Below are 21418 nucleotides of genomic sequence, written 5' to 3'. Positions count from 1 at the left end.
ACCTCGCACGCCACATCCAGCACCTCATCCGCGACGCCCTCACCGAATCTGTCACCCTGCCAGTCCCGGCCGAACAACCACTCCAAAACGCCGCTTGACAGATATAGGAGCATCTCCCCCGCTGCGCTCCTCCGCTACCCTTCGATACGCCGCTCGTCCCTCGCGGCTACTCAGGACGACGCTCGACCCGGCGGGAGCCACTCGGTCACGGACGAGCTGCTGGAAGACCGGGTCGGACAGGTACTGCGCGATCCCCAGCCCTCGAGCGAACGGCAGATAACCCAGGTCGAGGTCGCGGGTGCGCCAGCCCAGCAGGTGCGTGTCGAGCGTGACGACGATCGCCCGCGCGCCGGCGGCTTCCGCTCGCATGACCAGCGATCTCGCCAACTCGTCGTTGTTGCTCCAATAGAGCTGATACCACATCGAACCGGCGCCGAGTGCGGCCACGGTCTCCTCCATCGGCACCGACCCCTGCGTGGACAGGACCATCGGCAGACCGAGTGCCCGCGTTGCCTGCGCGACGGCGATCTCCGCGTCGCGGTGCACCAACTCGAGGACTCCGATCGGCGCGAACAGCAGCGGCGCGGGCAGGTCGCGTCCGAAGAGACGCACTCCGAGCGAGCGTTCCGAGACGTCCCGCAACATGCGCGGGACGATCGAATACCGCTCGAACGCTGCGGTGTTCGCCCGATCGGTGCGTTGCATCCCGGCACTCCCGGCGACATATGCCCATGCCTCGCGGCTCATCCGGCGACGGGCTGCGTCATACAACCTGGCCGGCTCGACCGGCACCTTGGGCTTGTGGCCATGTGCGCCGGCGCGGTAGATCGCGCCCTGGACGGCACGTCCGATGCCGGTGAGGTCGCGCGGCGGCGACACTCAGTTGACCTGCTTCTCCGCGTCGGCCCAATACGGTTGCCGCAGCTTGAATTTCTGCAGTTTCCCGGTCGCCGTCCGGGCCAGCTCATCGCGGAACTCCACCCGTTTGGGCACCTTGTAGCGGGCGAGCGACTCCCGCGCGTGCGCGATCAACTCCTCGGCGGTGACCTCCTTCTCCGGCACGACCAGTGCGGTCACGAGCTCACCCCACTTGTCGTCGGGTATGCCGATGACGGCGACCTCCCGCACCGCCGGGTGCGACATCAGCACGTCCTCCACCTCGATGGACGACACGTTCTCACCGCCGGAGATGATGACGTCCTTCTTGCGGTCCGCGATCACCAGCGCGCCGTCCTCGATCATCCCGCCGTCGCCGGTGTGGAACCAGTTGTCCGCCAACGCAGTTGCGGTTGCCTCCGGGTTGTCCCAGTAGGCCTCGAGGTTGTGGTTGGTCTGCGCCAGCACCTCCCCGGACTCGTCCACCGCCAGCCGCACGCCGACGGCGGGATAGCCGGCGCGGCCGAGCTTGCGGGCCTGATCGGTCGGCGACAGGTCGGCCCACTCCGCACGCATCCGGCTCATCGTGAGCAGGGGCGCGGTCTCGGTCAAGCCGTAGATCTGGATGAACTCCCAGCCCAGTTCGTCGCGCACCCGCTCGATGGTCCGGGTCGGCGGCGGCGCACCCGCGACCACGATCCGGGTGCGGTCGCGCCCGGGGACCGGCCCGTCCCAGTCGCGGGCAGCGTCCAGCGCGGCGGCCACGACGGCCGGCGCCGCACACATCAGGGTCACCCCGTGCGTGTCGACGCGCCGCAGGATCTCCGCACCGTCGACCTTCCGCAGCACGATGTGCCGGCCGCCCATGCCGGTGACGGCGAACGGCATGCCCCAGCCGTTCGCATGGAACATCGGCAGCGTGTGCAGATAGACGTCATCGTCGGAAACGGTTGCCTGCCAACCGAAAACCGTTGCGTTGAGCCAGTTGTTGCGATGGGTGAGCTGCACACCCTTCGGCCGGGCGGTCGTGCCCGAGGTGTAGTTGATCGTCGCAGTGGCGTGCTCGTCACCTGCCCAGGGCTGCGGCTCCTCCGTCGCACCCCAGACGACACCATCCGATTCGCCGAGGACGAACTTCCGCTCGCAGTCGACCTCGTCGAGCAGCTGCCGCAGCTCGGGATCCACCATCAGCACCTCGGCACCGGAGTGCTGGACGATGTACTGCACTTCGGGCACGGACAGCCGGAAGTTGACCGGCACCAGGATGCGCCCGTATCCGCTGATCCCGAAGAACGACGTCAGCAGCCGCGCGCCGTTGTGCGAGACGATCGCGACCCGGGCGCCGACCGGCACCCCCATCGCGTCGAGACCCGCCGCCTGGGCGCGGGCGAGCTGCCCCATCCGCCGATAGGTGATCGAGCCGCCGTCGAACGGGGGTGCGGGTTGGGCCGGTTCGTCGACAATTGCGACACGATCGCCATAGACCGTCTCCGCGCGCTCGAGAAAGTCGCGGACAATGAGCGGGAACTCCATGTTCTCGGATGTTACGCGCGGCGCGGCGAAGTGTCCCCGAAAGCGACGTCAGGGGACCAGCTCGACGACCTCGGCGAGGAGTTCCCCCGCCCGGTAGTGCGCCAACCGGGTCGCACGAGCACCGCCGGGAGTATCGGCCAGGATCGGTGAATCACTCACCGACCGCAGCACGGCCACCGCTTCGTCGCAGATCCANCGCCCGGTAGTGCGCCAACCGGGTCGCACGAGCACCGCCGGGAGTATCGGCCAGGATCGGTGAATCACTCACCGACCGCAGCACGGCCACCGCTTCGTCGCAGATCCAGATGCCCTCCGCGTGGCGCGCCCGCATCAACTCGTCCATCCGGCCGCGCTCGTCCATCGTGCACAGGAACGACGAGCCGAACACCAGCGGCAGCCGGCCGAAGCCGAAGCCGGGTGCCGCCACCACGTCGAACGCGTCACGCCGTGACACGACCACGTCCTGCTCGTCGACCAGTCGCGCGGCACGGCGGATCCGTTCCTCGGCCGCGACCTGCTCCGGCTCGAGCATGGCCAGCATGCGGTCGAGCACGCCGTCGCGGCGCGGGTCGAGCGGGTGTATGTCGAAACCTCGGCGAGCCGAGATGCGGTGCCCGGCGAGCAGATCCGGCTCGACGGAGTCGGCGACGAGTTCGAACCCGGCCGCCGCGCCGACGCAGACCAGCTCGAGGATCAGTGGGCCGGTGAAGGTCTCGCGCAGATAGCGGTCGGCGAGCCGCAGCATGCGCACGCCCGCCTGGGGATCGTTCAGCGGGACCAGATCTTCCTGCAGCAGCCGGCCGATCGGGCCGCGGCGGTCCCGCAGGCGTTCGGTCCAGAGCTGGTAGGAGCGATGATCCGGCGGCAGCGTGCCGTCCAGGACCGGGAAGTATGCCGCGAGCGGCCGGTCCCGCCCGGTCAGCCGAAGGTCCAGACTGGTCGCGCGAAGCAGACGCTGCGCCGCGCGCCAGTCGCCGAAGTCCAGCCCGTATGCCGTGAAGGCGGTGAACGTCCGGTCGTCGGCACCCGTCTCGGCACCGGCCAATGCGCACCAGTGCCGGTAGAGCGCGCCCGAGAAGCGGTGGGCGGCAGCCGCGAAGGCGGCGCGGCACTCGGCGACAACGGTCATGGTCCGGTCAATGTAACCGGGGCCGGCGCCCGTCATACCTCCAGCATGCGGTGCAGGAACGACCTGGTCCGCTCCTCACGCGGGCGATCGATGACGTCGGCGGGCGCACCGCGCTCGACCACGACTCCGTCATCGATGAAGAGCACGTCGTCCGCCACGTCGCGCGCGAAGCGGATCTCGTGGGTGACCAGCACCATCGTGCGACCTTCGGCCGCCAGATCGCGGATGACCTCCAGCACTCCGCCGACCAGCTCGGGGTCGAGGGCCGACGTGGGCTCGTCGAAGAGCAGCAGGTCGGGCTCCAGCGCGAGCGCACGGGCGATGCCCACCCGCTGCTGCTGGCCGCCGGACAGCTGGAACGGGTATGTGTCGGCCTGATCGGCCAGGCCGACCTTGTCCAGCAGGGCTCGGGCCTCGGCCTCGGCCTGTTCCGCCGGCTTGCCCTGCACGACGATCGGGCCCTCCGTGACGTTCTGCAACGCCGTGCGGTGCGGGAACAGATTGTGGCTCTGGAACACCATCCCGCTGCGCGCCTGGTAGCGCCGGATCAGCTCCCGGTCCGGCCCGCTGAGCCGGCCGCGTCGCGACACGTGCAAGGCAGCGAAATCCACTGACACGTCACCGATGCGCACGACCCCGCTGTCCGGACGCTCCAGCGCGTTGAGCCCGCGCAGCAGCGTCGTCTTGCCCGACCCCGAGGGACCGATGATGACGGTCACCGTGCCCTTGTCCACGGTGAACGAGATGTCCTTGATGACCCGGTGGTCACCGAACTTCTTGGCCACCGAAGTGGCCTCCAGCAAGGTGTTTTTCATACTGCGACATACCTGTTCAGCCGGAATTCGAGGCGCCCCTGCAGGGCGTTGAGGATGAGGCAGATCACCCAGTAATAAACGGCCGCCGCCGAGTACAGCGCCAGATAGCTGTAGGTCGGGGCCGCCGCGTCCTGTGCCTTCTGGAAGAGGTCCGCGACCAGGATCACCGAGGTGAGCGAGGTGTCCTTCACCAGGGAGACCAACGAGTTGCCGAGCGGCGGCACGGCGATGCGGGCGGCTTGCGGGAGGATCACCCGCTGCAGGGCGCGGCGGTAACTCATGCCGATCGTCTCGGCCGCCTCCCACTGTCCCTTGGGCACCGACGAGATCGCCGAGCGCACGATCTCCGCGCCATACCCGCCCACGTTGAGACTCAACGCGATCACCGCCGACCAGAACGGGCTGAACTTCACCCCGATCTGCGGCAACGCGAAGAAGACGATCACCAGCTGCACCAACAGCGGTGTCCCCCGGATGATCGAGATGTAGACCCGCGCGATGGCCGAGAGCACCAACACTCTGGACCGCCGCAGCAGCGCGATGCCCACCGCGATGAGCACGCCGATGACGAAACTGATGGCGGTCAGGGGGATCGTCGTCTTCAAGGTCGCCAGCAGCATCGGCCACGCGTTGTCCTTGACGATCTGCCAATCGCTGGTCGTCGACTTCTGCTCCGCCTTGGAGCCGAAGTACTGGTTGTAGATCTTCGCCAGCGAGCCGTCCTGCCGCATGGCGGCGATCTCTTTGTCGATGGCCGGCAGGTAGCCACTGCCCTTCCGGGCAGCGAAGACCGACTGGCTCTTGTCGTCAGTAGTGGCAACGATCTTCACGCCGGTGTTGCCGGTGGTGTTGAGGTAGTTCTTCACCGCCAGCTCGTCGTTGACCATCGCGTCCACCCGGCCGGCGGTGAGTGCCGCGACCGCCTTGTCCATCGCGGTCACCGAGACGATCTGCGCACCGGCGTGCCGGGCGGTCGCGGCCCAGTTGCTCGTGGTGTTCTCGGCGGCCTTCTTGCCCTTGAGGTCCTGCAGGCCCTTGATCGAGGTGTTGCCCGACGCGACGACGACGACACCCGTGGTGGTCATGTATGGCGTCGACAGGTCGTACTTCGCCTGGCGTTCCGGGTTGAGGGTGACCTCATTGGCGACCAGGTCGATCCGGCGCGCCTCCAGCGCCGCGAACATCGAATCCCATGGCGTCTGGACGAACTGGACCTTCACGCCGAGCCGCTTGCCGATCAGGCTGATCAGGTCGACGTCGAAGCCGGTGAGCTTGCCCGAACTGTCGTGGTAGCTGAACGGCGGGTACACACCCTCGGTCCCGACGCGCAACACCTTGGGCAGCCCGGCAGCCGGTGCGGTCTGCGGCGTCGCCTGGGCGGCCGGAGTCGCAAGGATTCCCAAGCCGAGGAAGAGGGATGCGAGGAGTGCGGCAAGGCGCGCGAGAGATAACCGGGTCTTATGCACTACCTAATTATACGATTTCGAAATCGTATGGGCTCAGACGGTCAGCTCGGCGAGCTGCAACAGGTTGAGGGCCGATCCCTTGCGCAGGTTGTCGGCGCAGATGAACAGCTCGATCGAGTTGGGAAAGCCGGGGATTCGGCGCACCCGGCCCGCGAAGATCGGGTCCGCGCCCACGACGTCCACCGGCGTCGGCCACGCGTCATCCATTGATTGGGCCGAATCATCCAGGACCACAACGGAGTTCGGCGACTCCGTGAGGATCCGCACCGCGTCGTCGCGGTCCGTGTCGGCGGCGAAGGTCGCGTGCACGGACACCGAGTGTGTCCGCACCACGGGCACCTGGACGCACGTGACCGCGACCGGCAGATGCGAGACGCGCAGCAGCGTGCGTAACTCGTCACGCACCGCGCTCTCGGAGGTGGTGGCTCCGGCATCCGCCTCGTCACCGACCCAGGGGATGACGTTGAACGCGATCGGCGCGAGGAACGGTGACGCGCCGAGGTCGGACAGCATCCGGCGCACGTCGCCGGGTGACTGGCCGACACTTTGGTTGCCGGCGAGTTCCATGGTTTCGTCGTACAACCGCAACGCGCCGCCCACCCCCGCGTCGGTCACTGCCTGGAACGTGGTGACCACGGCCGACGTGAGCTGCCAGGCGCTGTGCAGCGAATGGAGCGCACCGACCATCATCAGGGTGGCGGCGCTCGGGCTGGCGACGATGCCGGCCGGTGGCTGCCGCGCCGCATCCGGGTTGATCTCCGGGACGACGAGCGGCACGTCCGACTCGTGGCTGAAGCTGCCGGAGCTGTCGACGACGACCGCCCCGGCTTCCACGGCGATGGGCGCCCATTTGGCCGCCACCATGGCGGGCACCGCCATGACCACGACATCGACGCCGACGAAGGAGTCGACGCTCAGCTCACGAACGACGGTGTCCTTGCCGAGGATCGACACGCGGCGACCCGACGACCTGCTGGACGCGATCGGCCGGATCTCGCCCCAGAGGTCGTCCCGGGTCGGTAGCAGCGACAGCAGCGACAGTCCGACCACGCCGGTCGCACCGACCACCGCGAGCGTGGGCTTGCCCCCGACCATGCTCAGCGCCCCGCGGCGATGACCTCGGCGATCTGGATCGTGTTGAGGGCAGCACCCTTTCGCAGGTTGTCACCGGAGACGAAGAGCACCAGGCCCTTGCCGTCGGGCACTGACTGGTCCTGCCGGATGCGTCCGACGTATGACGGATCCTTGCCGGCCGCCTCCAACGGCGTCGGCACGTCGGTCACCACGACGCCCGGTGCGACGGCGAGCAGCTCGCGCGCCTCGTCCGGGGTGATCGGCTTGTCGAACTCGGCGTGGATCGCCAGGGAGTGCCCGGTGAAGACCGGCACCCGCACGCACGTGCCGGCGACCGCGAGGTCGGGCAGCCCGAGGATCTTGCGCGACTCGTTGCGCAGCTTCTGCTCCTCGTCCGTCTCCTCGCTGCCGTCCGGCACGATGGACCCGGCCATCGGCAGCACGTTGTAGGCGATCGGGGCGACATACTTCTTCGCCGGGCCGAGCTCGACGGCGTCGCCGTCGTGTGTGAGCGCCTCCAGATTGCCTTCGACGCCCTGACGGATCTGCCCGGCCAGCTCTTCGACACCGGCGAGCCCCGATCCGGACACGGCCTGGTAGCTCGCGACGATCAGCCGGCGCAGCCCGGCGGCCTCGGCGAGCGGCTTGAGCACCGGCATCGCGGCCATCGTGGTGCAGTTGGGATTGGCGATGATGCCCTTGGGCGGATCGGCGATCTCCTGCGGGTTGACCTCGGAGACGACGAGCGGCACCTCGGGGTCCTTGCGCCAGGCGGATGAGTTGTCGATCACCGTGACGCCGGCAGCGGCGAAGCGGGGCGCCTGCTCGCGGGAGGTGGTCGCGCCCGCGGAGAAGATCGCGATGTCGAGTCCGGCCGGGTCCGCCGTTGCGGCGTCCTCGACCACCAAACGCTTGCCCTGCCAGTCGATCTCGCGGCCGGCCGAGCGAGCCGAGGCGAAGAGCCGCAGCTCACCGACCGGGAAGTTGCGCTCCGCCAGCAGCTTCAGCACGACGCCGCCGACCTGTCCGGTGGCGCCCACCACACCGATGTTCAATCCCATGGAATTCCTTCAGTCACGATCGGGGTCCCCGCAAAGTATCGGACGAGCGAGTCGGGGTCCCCACGAAGTATCGGGGGAGCGGAGCGGGGGAGAACTTCGTGGGGTGACGGAGCGGAGGAGAACTTTGTGGGGTGACTTTCATCGTCCGGTGCCTCCGTAGACCACTGCTTCCCCTTCACTGGAGTCCAGTCCGAACGCCGTGTGCACGGCGCGCACCGCGTCGTCCAGCAGGTCGCCCTTGGTCACGACCGACACCCGGATCTCCGAGGTCGAGATCATCTCGATGTTGATGCCGGCGTCGGCGAGCGCCTGGAAGAGTGTGGCCGAGACACCTGGGTGGCTGCGCATGCCGGACCCGACGAGCGAGAGCTTGCCGATCTGGTCGTCATACTGCAGCGACTCGAAACCCAGCTCGGACTTGGCGTCCTGCAGTGCCTGCACCGCGCGCTGCCCGTCGGTCTTGGGGAGCGTGAACGACACGTCGGTGCGGCCCGTGGCGACGGCCGAGACGTTCTGGACGATCATGTCGATGTTGACCTGTTGGGCGGAGATCAGGTTGAAGATCGCCGCGGCGCTGCCCGGCGTGTCCTTGACACCGACGACCGTGACCTTGGCCTCGCTGCGGTCGTGTGCCACACCGGCGATGATCGGGGCTTCCACGTCGTCTTCTCCTTCTGCTGCGGGATGGACCCAGGTGCCCTCGCGGTAGCTGAACGAGGAGCGTACGTGGATCGGCAGGTTGAACCGTCGGGCGTATTCGACGCAGCGCAACATCAGGACCTTGGCGCCCGACGCGGCCATCTCCTGCATTTCCTCGTTGCTGATGCGGTCGATCTTGCGTGCGGTGGGCACGATGCGCGGGTCGGCGGTGAAGATGCCGTCGACGTCCGTGTAGATCTCGCAGACGTCCGCCTTGAGGGCCGCCGCGAGCGCCACCGCGGTGGTGTCGGAGCCGCCGCGACCGAGCGTGGTGATCTCCTTGGTGTTCTGGCTGACGCCCTGGAAGCCGGCGACGATCACGATGTGGCCGTCGGCGAGCGCGTCCGTGATGCGGCCCGGTGTGACGTCGATGATGCGCGCCTTGCCGTGCGTGTCGTCGGTGATGACACCGGCCTGCGAGCCGGTGAACGACCGGGCCGAATCACCGAGATTGGCGATCGCCATCGAGACCAGCGCCATCGACATCCGCTCACCGGCCGTGAGCAACATGTCGAGCTCGCGCTCCGGCGGCGCGGGCGACACCGCGTCGGCCAGCTCGAGCAGCTCGTCCGTCGTGTCTCCCATGGCCGAGACCACGACGCAGACCTGATTGCCGGCCTTGCGCGTGTCGACGATGCGTCGGGCGACTCGCTTGATGCTTTCGGCGTCCGCGAGCGAGGATCCGCCATACTTCTGGACCACGAGAGGCACTGCTCGAGATTCCCTTCGGGGGTCGGGTTGCACAACCACCCGAGGGCTCACACGGACCTGCTGGGCGGGACACCGAGTCTACCGGCGGCTCCTGGTCGCGATTCCGGCGCCCGTATGGCGGACCGTTTGTCCAGGTTGTGGACGTACGTTCAGCCGCGCGCCCGACTGCCCGGCGGTGAACACACCGTGGCCGCGCCGCGATTTCGACGTGTGAGACATCGGTGACAGAATCGGCGTGTGTCGAGTAGTCCGGAGGGGGTCGGCGACCTCACTGTCCCGCAGCGTCGCGCCGAGTCCGGCCCGGCGCTGCTGCCGCTCGGCTGGCGCGCCTACCGACCGCCGCGCTGGTGGTTCGAGGTCATCCTCGTCGTCGCGCTCGACATGGTCTACGAATACCTCCGCGACCTGGTGCCGTTGCACCGGCAGGCGGCGATGGACCATGGCTGGGCTCTGTTCCACTTCGAGCAGTCCATCGAGTTCGACGTCGAGCTGATGCTCAACCGGTTCGTGATGCATCACCACTGGCTCGCGCAACTGGCCAACTACGACTACTCGTTCTTCCACCTGCCGGTGACCGGCAGCGTCCTGATCTGGCTGTTCTGGCAGCACCGCCGGGTCTACAAGACCGCGCGCACGGTGCTCGCGTTCACCACCATCCTCGGACTGAGCGGCTTCTGGATCTTCCCGATGGCACCGCCGCGCCTGCTGCAGGGAAGCGGCTTCGTCGACACGGTGGTCTACTTCCACACCCCGGGGTCCTGGGCCAGCACGACGGTCTCGGATCACTCCAACCTCTACGCCGCAATGCCGAGCCTGCACTGCGCGTGGGCGCTGTGGGTCGGCCTGTCGCTCTTCTTCGTCGCCCGCCACCGGCTGGTCCGCACGGTCGGCCTGCTCTATGCGTGCTGGACGATCTTCGTGGTGATGGCGACCGCCAACCACTTCATCTTCGACGCGTTCGCCGGCTACCTCTGCGTGGCCGTCTCGGTCTTCGCCGCGTGGCTGCTCTTCGGGCACAGCCCGTGGAGTCCCGCGCGTGGCAAGGAGGAGCTCCTCCGCACCGAGGAGACGCCGGACATCGTGGCTCCCGCCGAGGACGACCGAGCCCCGTCCGCCGTCTGACGGCGACGTTCAGGGGTGGAGCGCCTCGAACTCCGCGTCGGCCACTGTCTCCTCGTCGGCGTCCAGCCGCAGGTGCCCGAGGATCGTCTGCACCACGCGCAGCGCGGACGACGAGCGCACGCCCCACTGCGACAGGTAGCTGAACTGCCACCACCAGAGCGCTTCACTCAGTCGGCCGCTCTCGAAGTGCGCGAGCCCGTGCTCGAGGGCGCCGACGATGTCGGCCAGATCGTCGGACAGCGCACCCCGCGCCGGCTCGATCGAGGTCACCGGGTCCACGACGTCGGCGTAGTCGTCGATGCCGTCGAGCATGTTGGCCAGCCCCATTCGCAGAGCGTCCAGGTTGCTCTCGGGGCCGGGGTCGGCTTCATAACGCTCCTCGGGCAGCACGTCCTGTATGGCGCCCAGCCGCGCCCCGGCGACCTGCAGCTCCGACAACATCAGCAGCATCAGCGGCAGTGCCGTGTCGGGCGCCGACCCCGCGGCGAGCTGGCGGACCGACTCACAGAAGGCCCGCGCGTCCTGCGCGGTCTCCGCGGCCAGTGCTCCGACCTGCAGGGCTTCGGTGTCAGGTGTCTCAGGCATCGACAACTCTCCGTCCTTCGAATGCTCGGCCGAGGGTCACTTCGTCGGCATACTCCAAGTCTCCCCCGACGGGCAGCCCGGAAGCCAGCCGCGTGACGCGCAATCCCATGGTGCGCAGCAGCCGCGAGAGGTAGGTCGCGGTGGCCTCGCCGTTGAGGTTGGGGTTGGTGGCGAGGATGACCTCCTCGATCGGCTCCGCGCCGAGGCGGCGGACCAGCTCGGTGATCTTCAGGTCGTCCGGGCCGATGCCGTCGATCGGGCTGATGGCGCCGCCGAGCACGTGGTAACGGCCGCGGAACTCCCGGGTGCGCTCGACCGCGACGACGTCCTTGGGCTCCTCGACCACGCAGATCAACTTGTCGTCGCGACGCGGGTCCTGACAGATGCGGCAGAGCGCGTCCTCGGCGACGTTGAAGCAGCGCTCGCAGAAGCGGACCTTCTCCCGCACGACGGTGAGCACCTCGGTCAGCCGGGTCACGTCGGCGGGGTCGGCCTGCAACAGGTGGAAGGCGATGCGCTGCGCCGACTTCGGACCCACGCCCGGCAGCTTGCCGAGCTCGTCGATCAGGTCCTGGACCACACCTTCATACACAGTGATCGAGCCTAATCCTCGGCCGCGATGTCACCTGCGGCGGCGCACCGTGCCGGGCCCTTCCCGTCGGTGACGGGAAGGGCGCGGGGCGGCGGGTCGGTCTGCCGTCAGGGCAGGGCGGTCAGCTCCAGCCAGCTGCTGTCCGCGGCCCAATTGGTCGGGTCGTCCCAGGCGAGCCAGCCGCCGTTGCTGGCCACGTCGACCGCGCCCTGGTAGTCGCGCAGGTAGCGTGTCGGGTAATTGACCGACTGGAACGACGTCCCCGTGCCGCTGTTGCCGGTCTTCGGGCAGAACGTCGCGTCCTGTGCGTATTGCGTGGTCGTGTCGTTCGGCTCGACCTTGGCGACCCAGCTGTAGTGCCGCAGGTAGTAGCCCGGGTCGGCGACCGATTCCAGCGAGACGCACGACGGATCGGCCAGCCCCGGCGTCTCCACCCATTGCGCCGCGAGCTGCACGTCCGCCGGGCTGCTACTGGTGACCGCCTCCACGTCGACGGCGTCGCCAGTCACATCTGCCGTCATGAACTTGCCCGACTCGCCCGGACCGGTTGCCTCCAGATAGACCTTCTTCCCGTCCTGCAGCGGTACGGCGGGCGCGGTGTACTTCGTCCCGGCGATGTTGGCCTGTACGGCGTTCTCGGTCGCCTCAGTCGGGTAGCCGGAGGTCATCGCGCCCTCGTAGAACGTGCCGGTGGCGCTGACGCTGTTGTCGCCGCCGATGCCGAGGATGATCGCGCCCTGCTTCTTCATCGGGTTGTAACCCGCTGCCGCCGGCCGGACACCGTGGTAATAGGTGTTCAGCTCACCGGTCTGCGCGTTGCCGCCCCGGATCGACCACTCGTTGTGGCCGCCGTCCACCATCGCGGTGAGGAAGCGGTCACGGACCGACGGGTCGTTGACGTTCTGGCCCGGGTTGACCCCCGAGAACAGGCCGTTCTCCTGGTCGGCCATGATCCACGGCCCGGCACCGGCACCCGATCCCCAGTAGGGGCTGTTGCCGAAGTAGATCGCCTCCATCGTCCCGTTGCCGTCGTCGTGGCTGTCGGTCTCGGCGTTGCCGTAGTCGAAGCAGCAGCCGCGGTTGTACTGCGTGCCGTCCAGGATCGCGTACTCTCCCTCGGGGTCGTCACCGGTCGCGATGCCGTTGGTGTGGTTGTCGCGGTAGCCGGTGCCCGGGGTGATCTTCACGCCATACACCTTGTGCCCGTTGATGTATGCCGGCGCCGCGGTGGCGTCCGCGAGCTTGTCGTAGCCGCCCGCCTCCGGCCCGGAGAAACCGCCGGGCGGCGCCTGGGTGAGGTCGTTGCCGTGGCCGGACTGGTCGTAGATGACCGTGATCACGCAACTGGTCGCGGCGCAGAAGCTGTCCTGGGTCTTGGTGTCGGCGTAGCTGCCTCGGCTGATCGGCCGCACGTCGTACGTCGCGCCGTCCGAGGCGCGCTGCACCTGGTAGAGCGGCCCGTCATACGCCCCGTAGAGCGCCCGGGTGGTGCTGTGGGCAGCGACACAGGGTGTGCCGCCCTGCGCGTAGATGTCGCACGGGCCCTGCTTGGCCGGGGTGGCGTGAGCGGACCCGCCGCCGACGGCGAGCGCACCGGTCATCAGGACGGGGACTGCGACGGCCGCGAGTGCGGCACGGCGTCGCGTGAAGGGTCGGGTAAATCTGGACAATTGCGGTCAACTCCTTGCATTGGTGGGGGTTTTCAGCGATTCGAGTTGCCTGAGGCGGCCAGCTTCTGGCCGTAGACGTGTTGATAGCGGTCGTAGAGCCGGTCGACGATCTCGGCGGGGATCGGACGCGGTGTCCCGAGCTGGCGGGCGAGGTGCACGCTGCGGGCGACGTCCTCACACATCACCGCCGACTTCACCGCCGAGCGCGCGTCCGGACCGATCGTGAAGACACCGTGTCCGGCCATCAGCACCGCCGGGGACCGTTGGCCAGCAAGCGTTTCCACGATCCCGCGGCCGATGGAGTCGTCGCCGATGACGGCGAACGGCCCGACCGGGATCGGGCCGCCGAACTCGTCGGCCATCGCGGTGAGCACGCACGGGATCGGCTCGCCGACGGCCGCCCAGGCGCAGGCGTATGGCGAGTGCGTGTGCACCACACCGCCGACGTCCGGGATGTGGCGGTAGACGTAGGCGTGCGAGGCGGTATCGCTCGACGGTGCCAGTTCGCCGTCCAGCAGCTCGCCGTCCAGCGAACACACGACCATCGCGTCCGGCGTGATGTCGTCATACGACAGGCCGGACGGTTTGATCACCAGCACCTCGCATTCGCCGTCGAACGCCCGGGCGGAGACGTTGCCCGAGGTCCAGGCCACGAGCTGGTAGCGGACCAGCTCCTGGTGCAGCCGCGCGACCTGCGCCCGCGCCTCGGCGATGTCCGGAAGCCCTTGCGCCGTCGTCATTTCCCGGCCTCGTCCCGGATCGCGCGAAGCCGGTGCATGACCTCGTTGCCACCGTCCGGCTCGGGCCGGCCGAAGTAGTCGTGCAGCCGGCAGTACTCCTCGTACAGGGCGCTGTATGCCGCATGCCGGCTCGCGTCCGGCAGATAGGCGTCACGCTGCACGCTGCCCATGGATGCGGCCGCCGCCGGCACGTCCTGATACGCACCGGCAGCGACCGCCGCATGGATGGCCGACCCCAGCGCGGGCGTCTGAGCGCTCGTGGCGACCGAGATGGGCCGGCCCAGGACGTCGGCATACAGCTGCATGAGGACCGAGTTCTGCAACAGCCCACCGCACGCGACGAATTCGGCGACCGGTACACCGGCCGCGGTGAACTCGTCGATGATCCGCCGGGTGCCGAACGCGGTCGCCTCGAGCAGCGCGCGGTAGACCTGCTCGGGCCTGGTCGCCAGGGTGAGGCCGAGGACGAGGCCGCTGAGGTGGTGATCGACGAGCACCGACCGGTTGCCGCTCTGCCAGTCCAGCGCGAGCAACCCGTGTGCCCCGACCGGATCCGACGCGGTCAGCTCGGTGAGGTGTTCGTGCAACGAGATGCCACGCTCCCGGGCCGCGTCCGCATAGCCGGCCGGGACGTTGTGCTCGACCCACCAGGCGAAGATGTCGCCGACGCCGCTCTGACCGGCCTCGTAGCCGTAGAGCCCGTCGATGATGCCACCGTCGACGACACCGCACATGCCGGGCACCTCGACGAGCACGTCGGACGACATGACGTGGCAGGTGGACGTGCCCATCACCGCCAGCAGCTGACCGGGGCGGACCGCTCCTGCGGCCGGAGCACTGACGTGGGCGTCGACGTTGCCCGCGGCCACCGCGGTGCCGGCTCGCAGGCCGGTCCACCTCGCCGCGGTCTCCGTCAACTGTCCTGCACAGGCGCCGAGCGGGGTCAACGGGTGTTCGAGCCGGGTCGCCGGGAAGTCGGCGAAGCACGGGTTCAGTTCGGACAGGTAGTCCTTGGACGGATACTCACCGTCCTGGAAGATGCCCTTGTAGCCCGCGGTGCACGGGTTGCGGCTCTCCTGACCGGTCAGCTGCCAGACGATCCAGTCGGCAGCCTCGATCCAGCGGTCGGTCGCGTCATAGATCTCGCGGTCCTCCTCGAGCACCTGCAGCGCCTTGGCGAACTGCCACTCGGAGGAGATCTTGCCGCCGTACCGGGCGATCCACGGCTCCCGGCGGGCGTGCGCGAGATCGTTGATCCGGTCGGCCTGCGGCTGCGCCGCGTGGTGCCGCCACAGCTTCGGCCAGGCGTGCGGGCGCTGCTCGTAGCCGTCGACCTGAGACAGGGGCACGCCAGCGGCGGTGGTCGGCAGCACGGTGCACGCAGTGAAATCGGTGGCGACGCCGATGATCGCCGACGCCGCGACGCCCGATGCGGCCACCGCGTCGGGTATGGCGTGCTGGAGCACCCCGATCCAGTCGGCCGGGTCCTGCAGCGCCCAGTCCGGCGGGAGGGCCGGACCGGTGTCCGGGAGGCGGTCGTCGATCACCGCGTGGGGGTATTCGTGGACAGCAGAACCCATTTCCCGGCCGTCGCGCACGCGCACGACCACCGCGCGACCGGACAGCGTGCCGAAGTCGACCCCGACGACATATCGCTCGGTGCCGGCGCTGTCATCCCTGGGCATGTCCACTCCTTGTCGTCAGCACGCCGCTCAGCGCGTGGCGAGGGCGTAGTAGAGGTCGTTGACCCGCAGGTCGCGGGCGAAGTCCCGGGCCGTCGTCCACTCGTCGATGAGCACGAACTCGGTCCCGGTCATCACGGCGAACGTCTCGATCATCGACTCGTCCACCGCGGTCGAGAGCACGGTGTGGTGCGGGCCGCCGGCGGTCAGCCAGCACTCGGCCGATACCGGCAGGCTGGGCCGCGGGGTCCACACGGCGCATCCGACCGGCAGTTGCGGCAGCGGGTGGTCGGGCTCGACGACGTCGATCACGTTGGTGACCAAGCGCATCCGGTTGCCGAGGTCGCAGATGCCGACGACCAGACCGTCCCCCGGTGCGCCGGTGAAGCGCAACCGCACGGGGTCCTCCCGGTCCCCGATCCCCAGCGGGTGGATCTCCAGCGTCGGCCGGTGCTGCGCGATGGTAGGGCAGACCTCGAGCATGTGCGCACCGACGATCCGCTGCTCCCCGGCACCGAAGTCGTAGGTGTAGTCCTCCATGAAGGAGGTCGCCCCGGCCCGGCCGGCGCCCATGACCTTGACCGCCCGCACCAGGATCGCGGTCTTCCAGTCGCCTTCGGCGCCGAAGCCGTAGCCATCGGCCATCAGCCGCTGCACGGCGAGGCCGGGTAGTTGCCGCAGGCCGCCGAGATCCTCGAAATTGGTCGTGAATGCTTCGAATCCGCCCTCTTCGAGGAAGTGGCGCAGACCCGCCTCGATGCGCGCGCCGTAGCGCAGGGAGTCGTGCCGGTCACCGCCGGGCCGCAGCTCGGGGGCGACGTCATACTCGTCCAGGTAAGCAGCGACCAGTTCATCGATTTCCGGTTCACCGACCGCGTCGACGACCGCCACCAGCTCACCCACCGGGTAGGTGTTGACCGCGGTGCCGAACCGGCGCTCGGCTTCCACCTTGTCGCCCTCGGTCACCGCGACCCCACGCATGTTGTCCCCGATCCGGGCGAGCCGCATGCCGTGCAGCGCCTGGCGGGCTACGGCGACCCGCGTCCAGCGGGTCACCCGATCCCGGACTGCGGCGTCGCTCACGTGGCCGACCACCGTCTCCCGGCCGATGCCGAGCCGGGTTTCGATGTAGCCGAATTCGCGGTCCCCGTGCGCTGCCTGGTTGAGATTCATGAAGTCCATGTCGAGCGTCGACCACGGCACGTGCTCATTGGCCTGCGTGTGCAGGTGCAGCAGGGGCTTGTCCAGCGCACCGAGCCCCCGGATCCACATCTTCGCCGGGGAGAAGGTGTGCATCCACGCGATGACACCGACGCAACCGGGATCGGAGGACGCGTCCCGACAGGCGCGTTCGATCGCGTCGGCGTCGGTGAGCACCGGCTGCCACTCGATCCGCACCGGCAGCGCCGGGTCGGCGTTGAGGCCATCGACCAGCTCGGCGGACTGAGCGGCAACTTGCTTGAGCGTCTCAGGTCCGTAGAGGTGCTGGCTCCCGGTGAGGAAGCGGACCGTGGCACCGTCGTACGGTCGCCGGTCGATGTGTGTGTCGGACATGATGGTCGGTTCCCCTTGTCGGATCTGCGAATTCGGGCAGGTAGGGCTGGCGCCGCGAGGTGGGCACCTCGTGGTCGCTCGGTGCGGAGGTCAGGCCGGAGCGTGCAGTGTTCAGCCCACGCCGGGTGGTGACGCGCTGCTCTTGCTGTCCGGCGACGTGACATCGGCCGGTTTCGGTGCCTGCCCCTTGAGCAGCTGCAGCCGGCGCGGTCGGCCCATCCGCTTGGCCCGCAACCGGTCTGCGGTGATCGCGATACCGAGGACGAGACCCAGCACGATCTGCTGGTAGTACGGCGAGACGTTGAGCACGATCATGCCGTCGTTGATCAGCACGAGAAGCACTGCGCCGGCTGCGATCCCGAGGATTCGGCCCTGGCCGCCGAAGAGGCTGACACCACCGATGACGGCCGCCGCGATCGCGTCCAGCTCGTAACCGGTCGCGACACTCGGGTCGCCCACACCGAGCCGGGCGGTGATCAGGATGCCCACGATGCCGGCGAGTACGGCGCTCACGACATACGTGCTCACGATGCGGCGAGAGGTGTTGATGCCGGCGAGTCGGGAGGCTTCCTGGTTGCCGCCGACGGCATACACCTGGCGGCCGAAGTAGGTGCGTTCCAGCACGAACCAGGCGCCGACGGCGACGACGATGAAGATGAGTGCAGGCAACGGGATCCCGGCGATGCCGTTACGGCTGAGGCCGAGATAGCCGTTGCCGGACACGGTGATCGGCACCGACTGGGTGATCGCCTGTGCGGCACCGCGGGCGGCGGTATAGGTGACCAGGGTGATGACGAACGGCGGCACGTTGAGCCGGGTCACGAACAACCCGTGCATCAGCCCGACGACCGCACACAACACGATGGTGAGGACGACCGCTGCTCCGAGGGGTAGGCCCTCATTGACGAACAACCACGCGGAGAAGACACCGGAGAGGGCAGCCAGCGCGCCGACCGACAGGTCGATGCCACCGGTGAGGATGACGAAGCTCTCTCCGACGGCGAGGATGCCGAACTCCGCGAGGTTGCGACCCATCTCCTGCAGGTTGGCGCCGTCCGCGAAGGAGGACTTCGCGAGGAAGACGCCGACGAAGACGAGCACGCACGCTGCGACGACACCGATCTCGGGCGTCTCCGACAACCGGCGGCTCAGCCGTGATGCGACCGGTGCCATGTGCGAATCCTCCGATGGGAGACTGGTCTTCGTGGTCATGGTGGTCATCGGGATCCTCCTGGGGTCGCCGGCTCGACATACGTCGCAGCCGCGCCGATGATTGCTTCCTTGCTGAACTCGGATCGGGTGAATTCGCCGCTGATGCGGCCACCGGACAGAACGACGATGCGCGAGCAGAGGTGCATCAGCTCCTCCAGCTCCGAGGAGGCCACCAGCACGGCGGCGCCGTCGTCGGCCGCGCGCTCCACGAGGCGGTAGATCTCCGCCTTCGCTCCGACGTCGACCCCGCGGGTCGGCTCGTCCAGCAGCAACAGCCGGGGCGAGGTGACCATGGCGCGGCCGAAGATCGCCCGCTGCTGGTTGCCGCCGGAGAGCGCCCGGATCGGTTGCTCGCCCGACTGGCAACGGACCGCGTAGTCCTGGATCACCTTGCGGGCCAGCCGGCGTTCCCGCTGTGGACTGAGGTAACCCCCGGTCGCGAGCCGCGGCAGGTCGGCGAGGCTGACGTTCCACCGGATCGGTGCGTCCGGCAGCAGGGATTGCTGTTTACGATCCTCGGGCACCAGGGTGATGCCTGCGTCGATGCCGTCCTTGGCGGAGCGGGGCTGGTGCGGACGGCCGGCGAGCGTCATCATGCCGCCTGTGGCCGGTTGTGCACCGAAAACCGTGTGCACCAAGCGACTTCGGCCGGAGCCCATCAGACCGGCCACTCCGACGATCTCGCGCTCGCGCAGCTCCAGATCGATCGGGCCGAGACCTTCGGCGGTGAGGCCGTCGGCCTTCAGCACCGTCGCGCCGGGCGCGCGCACCGGAGCGTCGTCGCGCGCTGCGAGTTCCTTCCCGACCATGTACTTGATGAGCAGGTCTTCGGTCGCCTCCGACCGTGGCAGGTCGCCCACCTTCTCGCCGTTGCGCAGGACGATGATCCGGTCGCAGACGTCGAGCACCTCGTCCAGCCGGTGACCGATGAAGAGCACCAGCCCGCCCGCACGGGCATGTTTGCGAGCCAGCTCCAGCACCAGCGCGGCCTCCACCTGCCCGAGCGCGGAGGTCGGCTCGTCGAGGATCAGCAGCAGCGGCTTGCGTTGCCACGCCTTGGCGATCTCGACGAGCTGTCGCTGGGCGACCGAGAGCGTCTCGAGGCGGTCGCGGGAGTCGATCGCGATGCCGAGGTCGTCGAGCAGTCGCTGTGCGGCGCGGTGCAATTCGGCGAAATTCATCAGCCCGCGCCGGGTACCCGGGGGCCGGGTGCCGAGGAAGAGGTTCTCGCCCACCGACATCTGACCGACCAGGGGAAACTCCTGGGACACCATCGCGATGCCTGCCGCGGCCGAGGCCGCCGGGCTGCCGATCGGAAGATCCTCGCCCCGCACGGTGATCCGCCCGGCGTCGGCCTTGACCGTCCCGGCCAACGAGCCCATCAGGGTCGACTTGCCGGCACCGTTCTCACCGACGAGAGCCACGATCTGGCCGCGATAGAGCGTGAGTTCGTCGATGCTGAGAACGCGGACCGGGCCGTAGATCTTCTGGACATCGTGCAACTCGACCGCGACGTCGGGCGCGCCAGTCACGACGAACTCAGCCCGAAGCTCGCCAACTTCTTGTTGTATGCCGCCAGATTGCTCTTGGTGACCAGGCCGACCCCGGAGGACAGCGTCAGGTTGTCCGCGCTGAGATAGGGCTTGATGATGTTCATCGTCTGCTGGACCCCGAGCACCTTCATGGCAGCCAGGATGTAGACGCTCAGGTAACCCTGCTGGTAGGGCTGCTGCAGCACCATGGCCTGCACGACACCGGACTTCACGAAGGACAGCGTCTTGGGCTCGGAGTCGTCGGCCACGATGACGGTCTTTCCCGTCTTGCCGGCCGACTGCACAGCCTGTCCGGCGGAGGGGCCGTCATACGAATAGACACCGTAGAAGCCCTTGATGTTCTTGTCCGCCGCGAACGCCGCGGATGCGTTCTGCAACGCCTTGCTGGGGTCGCCGTTGTCGTTGTAGGTCTGGAACACCTTGATGCTCGTGCCTTTCAGCGCGTCCTTGAAGCCCTGGATGCGCTGCACCGCGTTGAGTGCGGTGAGCGATCCGACCAGGATCGCGACGTCGCCGCCGTTGGGCAGCAAGGCCTTCATCGCCTCGCCGGCCTTGTGACCGGCGTCGTAGTTGGGGGTGCCGAGATAGAGCGGCACGCTCTTGTAGGTGTTGAGCGGGGAGTCGATGGCGATGACCGGCACCTTCTTGCCCTGCGCCGAGCTGATGAAGCTGGACAACGACGACGGCTGGATCGCCGAGATCGCGAAGCCGCTGCTGTTCTGCGAAAGCAGGGTGTTAACGATCGACAACTGCTGATTGATGTCCATCGTCGTCGGCTCCTGGAACTTGGCGTTGATGCCCAGCTCCTTGTTGGCGTTCTTCACGCCCTGCTTGGCCGCGTCCCAGTAGGCGGCGGTCACGTTGACCACGACGGCTGGATCGACGCCCTGCAGGCTCTTGCCCTTCATCGCCGCCTTGAGCTTGTCGCGCAGCTGCGCCAGTTTGGTGTCGTTGAAGGAGATGTCGCCCATCAAGCTGGAGCTTGCCGCCTTGACTGCTGACGCGCCCGATCCTGCGGTCGATGTTGCGTTTCCGCCGTCTCCGCTGCTGGCGGCGGTGGTGCCGCTGCTGTTCGTGCTGCAGGCAGCCATGCCGACCGTAAGGGCAGCGGCGAGGGCCACACAGGCGCTTCGTGTTGATCTCGACATCGGTTCTCCCGTTCGGCCGACGAGGTCGGCGGCTGTCAGTCCGCGTGCGCATGACACTCGGTCCACGACGCCCGGCGACACCGGCTGTGTCGCGCGTCACGTTGCAGGCAATTGTTAGCGCTCACAATCATGCTGTCAAGACCTATGTCGATATCGATCTCCGGCCGCCGTCGCCGGCACCTGCCCGCCCGCCCCG

Annotated in this window: 19 protein-coding genes; 2 read left to right on the top strand and 17 right to left on the bottom strand. The window is 68.2% G+C overall.

Translation table 11 applies throughout. The annotated features are described in order from the left end of the window. Positions 1-51 precede the first annotated feature (51 nt). From ACN8HC_RS04540 to ACN8HC_RS04505, 8 genes are all read right to left on the bottom strand, one after another. Positions 52-879, bottom strand: a complete 828-nt coding sequence (locus tag ACN8HC_RS04540; protein ID WP_490073669.1) for an alpha-hydroxy-acid oxidizing protein — start codon at positions 877-879, stop codon at positions 52-54. Then, entirely contained in the window at positions 880-2409 is a 1530-nt protein-coding gene (locus ACN8HC_RS04535) for a class I adenylate-forming enzyme family protein (RefSeq protein WP_490073668.1), read from the bottom strand. It lies immediately after the preceding gene. A gap of 151 nt (positions 2410-2560) precedes the next feature. After that, on the bottom strand, positions 2561-3538 hold the full coding sequence (locus ACN8HC_RS04530; RefSeq protein ID WP_490073695.1) for a DUF2332 family protein: 978 nt from the start codon (positions 3536-3538) through the stop codon (positions 2561-2563). A 32-nt stretch (positions 3539-3570) separates the two neighbouring features. After that, on the bottom strand, positions 3571-4353 hold the full coding sequence (locus ACN8HC_RS04525) for an amino acid ABC transporter ATP-binding protein (RefSeq protein WP_490073667.1): 783 nt from the start codon (positions 4351-4353) through the stop codon (positions 3571-3573). Continuing rightward, positions 4350-5819 carry an ABC transporter substrate-binding protein/permease gene (locus ACN8HC_RS04520; protein ID WP_490073666.1) on the bottom strand — a complete coding sequence of 490 codons (1470 nt, stop codon included), beginning with the start codon at positions 5817-5819 and terminating at the stop codon, positions 4350-4352. Before ACN8HC_RS04520 ends, ACN8HC_RS04525 begins: the two co-directional genes overlap by 4 nt. Before the next feature lie 33 nt (positions 5820-5852). Further along, positions 5853-6914 (bottom strand): aspartate-semialdehyde dehydrogenase, encoded by a 1062-nt coding sequence (locus ACN8HC_RS04515; RefSeq protein WP_490073665.1) that lies wholly within the window; start codon positions 6912-6914, stop codon positions 5853-5855. Between the two features lie 2 nt (positions 6915-6916). Then, a complete protein-coding gene (locus tag ACN8HC_RS04510; RefSeq protein ID WP_490073664.1) occupies positions 6917-7954 on the bottom strand; it encodes an aspartate-semialdehyde dehydrogenase in 1038 nt (345 codons plus the stop codon). Positions 7955-8092: 138 nt separating this feature from the next. Continuing rightward, positions 8093-9364 (bottom strand): aspartate kinase, encoded by a 1272-nt coding sequence (locus tag ACN8HC_RS04505; protein ID WP_490073663.1) that lies wholly within the window; start codon positions 9362-9364, stop codon positions 8093-8095. Positions 9365-9601: 237 nt separating this feature from the next. On the opposite strand from ACN8HC_RS04505, the gene ACN8HC_RS04500 reads away from it, so the two are divergent. Further along, positions 9602-10486, top strand: a complete 885-nt coding sequence (locus ACN8HC_RS04500) for a phosphatase PAP2 family protein (RefSeq protein ID WP_490073662.1) — start codon at positions 9602-9604, stop codon at positions 10484-10486. A gap of 9 nt (positions 10487-10495) precedes the next feature. Here the strand turns inward: ACN8HC_RS04500 and ACN8HC_RS04495 are convergent, their stop codons facing one another. From ACN8HC_RS04495 to ACN8HC_RS04455, 9 genes are all read right to left on the bottom strand, one after another. Then, positions 10496-11071 (bottom strand): DUF5063 domain-containing protein, encoded by a 576-nt coding sequence (locus ACN8HC_RS04495; RefSeq protein WP_490073661.1) that lies wholly within the window; start codon positions 11069-11071, stop codon positions 10496-10498. Beyond that, the gene (gene recR / locus ACN8HC_RS04490) at positions 11064-11663 is read right to left on the bottom strand and encodes a recombination mediator RecR (RefSeq protein WP_490073660.1); all 600 of its coding nucleotides are present in this window, start codon (positions 11661-11663) and stop codon (positions 11064-11066) included. Before recR ends, ACN8HC_RS04495 begins: the two co-directional genes overlap by 8 nt. 107 nt (positions 11664-11770) lie before the next feature. Next, the gene (locus tag ACN8HC_RS04485) at positions 11771-13333 is read right to left on the bottom strand and encodes an alpha-L-arabinofuranosidase B (RefSeq protein WP_490073659.1); all 1563 of its coding nucleotides are present in this window, start codon (positions 13331-13333) and stop codon (positions 11771-11773) included. 32 nt (positions 13334-13365) lie between these two features. Next, positions 13366-14073 (bottom strand): L-ribulose-5-phosphate 4-epimerase, encoded by a 708-nt coding sequence (locus ACN8HC_RS04480; RefSeq protein ID WP_490073658.1) that lies wholly within the window; start codon positions 14071-14073, stop codon positions 13366-13368. Continuing rightward, positions 14070-15758, bottom strand: a complete 1689-nt coding sequence (araB, locus tag ACN8HC_RS04475; protein WP_490073657.1) for a ribulokinase — start codon at positions 15756-15758, stop codon at positions 14070-14072. Before araB ends, ACN8HC_RS04480 begins: the two co-directional genes overlap by 4 nt. Before the next feature lie 27 nt (positions 15759-15785). Then, the gene (araA, locus tag ACN8HC_RS04470; RefSeq protein WP_490073656.1) at positions 15786-17309 is read right to left on the bottom strand and encodes an L-arabinose isomerase; all 1524 of its coding nucleotides are present in this window, start codon (positions 17307-17309) and stop codon (positions 15786-15788) included. A 111-nt stretch (positions 17310-17420) separates the two neighbouring features. Continuing rightward, a complete protein-coding gene (locus ACN8HC_RS04465; RefSeq protein ID WP_490073655.1) occupies positions 17421-18482 on the bottom strand; it encodes an ABC transporter permease in 1062 nt (353 codons plus the stop codon). A gap of 44 nt (positions 18483-18526) precedes the next feature. Continuing rightward, positions 18527-20053, bottom strand: a complete 1527-nt coding sequence (locus ACN8HC_RS04460) for a sugar ABC transporter ATP-binding protein (protein ID WP_490073654.1) — start codon at positions 20051-20053, stop codon at positions 18527-18529. Then, positions 20050-21045, bottom strand: a complete 996-nt coding sequence (locus ACN8HC_RS04455) for a substrate-binding domain-containing protein (RefSeq protein WP_490073653.1) — start codon at positions 21043-21045, stop codon at positions 20050-20052. The genes ACN8HC_RS04460 and ACN8HC_RS04455 overlap by 4 nt, the downstream gene beginning before the upstream one ends. Here ACN8HC_RS04455 and ACN8HC_RS04450 point away from each other — a divergent pair. After that, on the top strand, positions 21035-21340 hold the full coding sequence (locus ACN8HC_RS04450; RefSeq protein WP_490073652.1) for a hypothetical protein: 306 nt from the start codon (positions 21035-21037) through the stop codon (positions 21338-21340). The genes ACN8HC_RS04455 and ACN8HC_RS04450 overlap by 11 nt on opposite strands. Positions 21341-21418: the final 78 nt, after the last annotated feature.

Source organism: Flexivirga sp. YIM B11880, from assembly GCF_058148645.1.
This window is presented reverse-complemented; position numbering and strand designations above follow the sequence as displayed.

What these genes read in the sequence shown, in the direction of transcription:
- araA (WP_490073656.1), bottom strand. Translation starts at nt 17,309, where the DNA reads ATGTCCGACACACACATCGACCGGCGACCGTACGACGGTGCCACGGTC.
- ACN8HC_RS04535 (WP_490073668.1), bottom strand. Translation starts at nt 2,409, where the DNA reads ATGGAGTTCCCGCTCATTGTCCGCGACTTTCTCGAGCGCGCGGAGACG.
- ACN8HC_RS04495 (WP_490073661.1), bottom strand. Translation starts at nt 11,071, where the DNA reads ATGCCTGAGACACCTGACACCGAAGCCCTGCAGGTCGGAGCACTGGCC.
- araB (WP_490073657.1), bottom strand. Translation starts at nt 15,758, where the DNA reads ATGCCCAGGGATGACAGCGCCGGCACCGAGCGATATGTCGTCGGGGTC.
- ACN8HC_RS04465 (WP_490073655.1), bottom strand. Translation starts at nt 18,482, where the DNA reads ATGGCACCGGTCGCATCACGGCTGAGCCGCCGGTTGTCGGAGACGCCC.
- ACN8HC_RS04480 (WP_490073658.1), bottom strand. Translation starts at nt 14,073, where the DNA reads ATGACGACGGCGCAAGGGCTTCCGGACATCGCCGAGGCGCGGGCGCAG.
- ACN8HC_RS04510 (WP_490073664.1), bottom strand. Translation starts at nt 7,954, where the DNA reads ATGGGATTGAACATCGGTGTGGTGGGCGCCACCGGACAGGTCGGCGGC.
- ACN8HC_RS04450 (WP_490073652.1), top strand. Translation starts at nt 21,035, where the DNA reads ATGTCGCCCATCAAGCTGGAGCTTGCCGCCTTGACTGCTGACGCGCCC.
- ACN8HC_RS04525 (WP_490073667.1), bottom strand. Translation starts at nt 4,353, where the DNA reads ATGAAAAACACCTTGCTGGAGGCCACTTCGGTGGCCAAGAAGTTCGGT.
- ACN8HC_RS04515 (WP_490073665.1), bottom strand. Translation starts at nt 6,914, where the DNA reads ATGGTCGGGGGCAAGCCCACGCTCGCGGTGGTCGGTGCGACCGGCGTG.
- ACN8HC_RS04455 (WP_490073653.1), bottom strand. Translation starts at nt 21,045, where the DNA reads ATGGGCGACATCTCCTTCAACGACACCAAACTGGCGCAGCTGCGCGAC.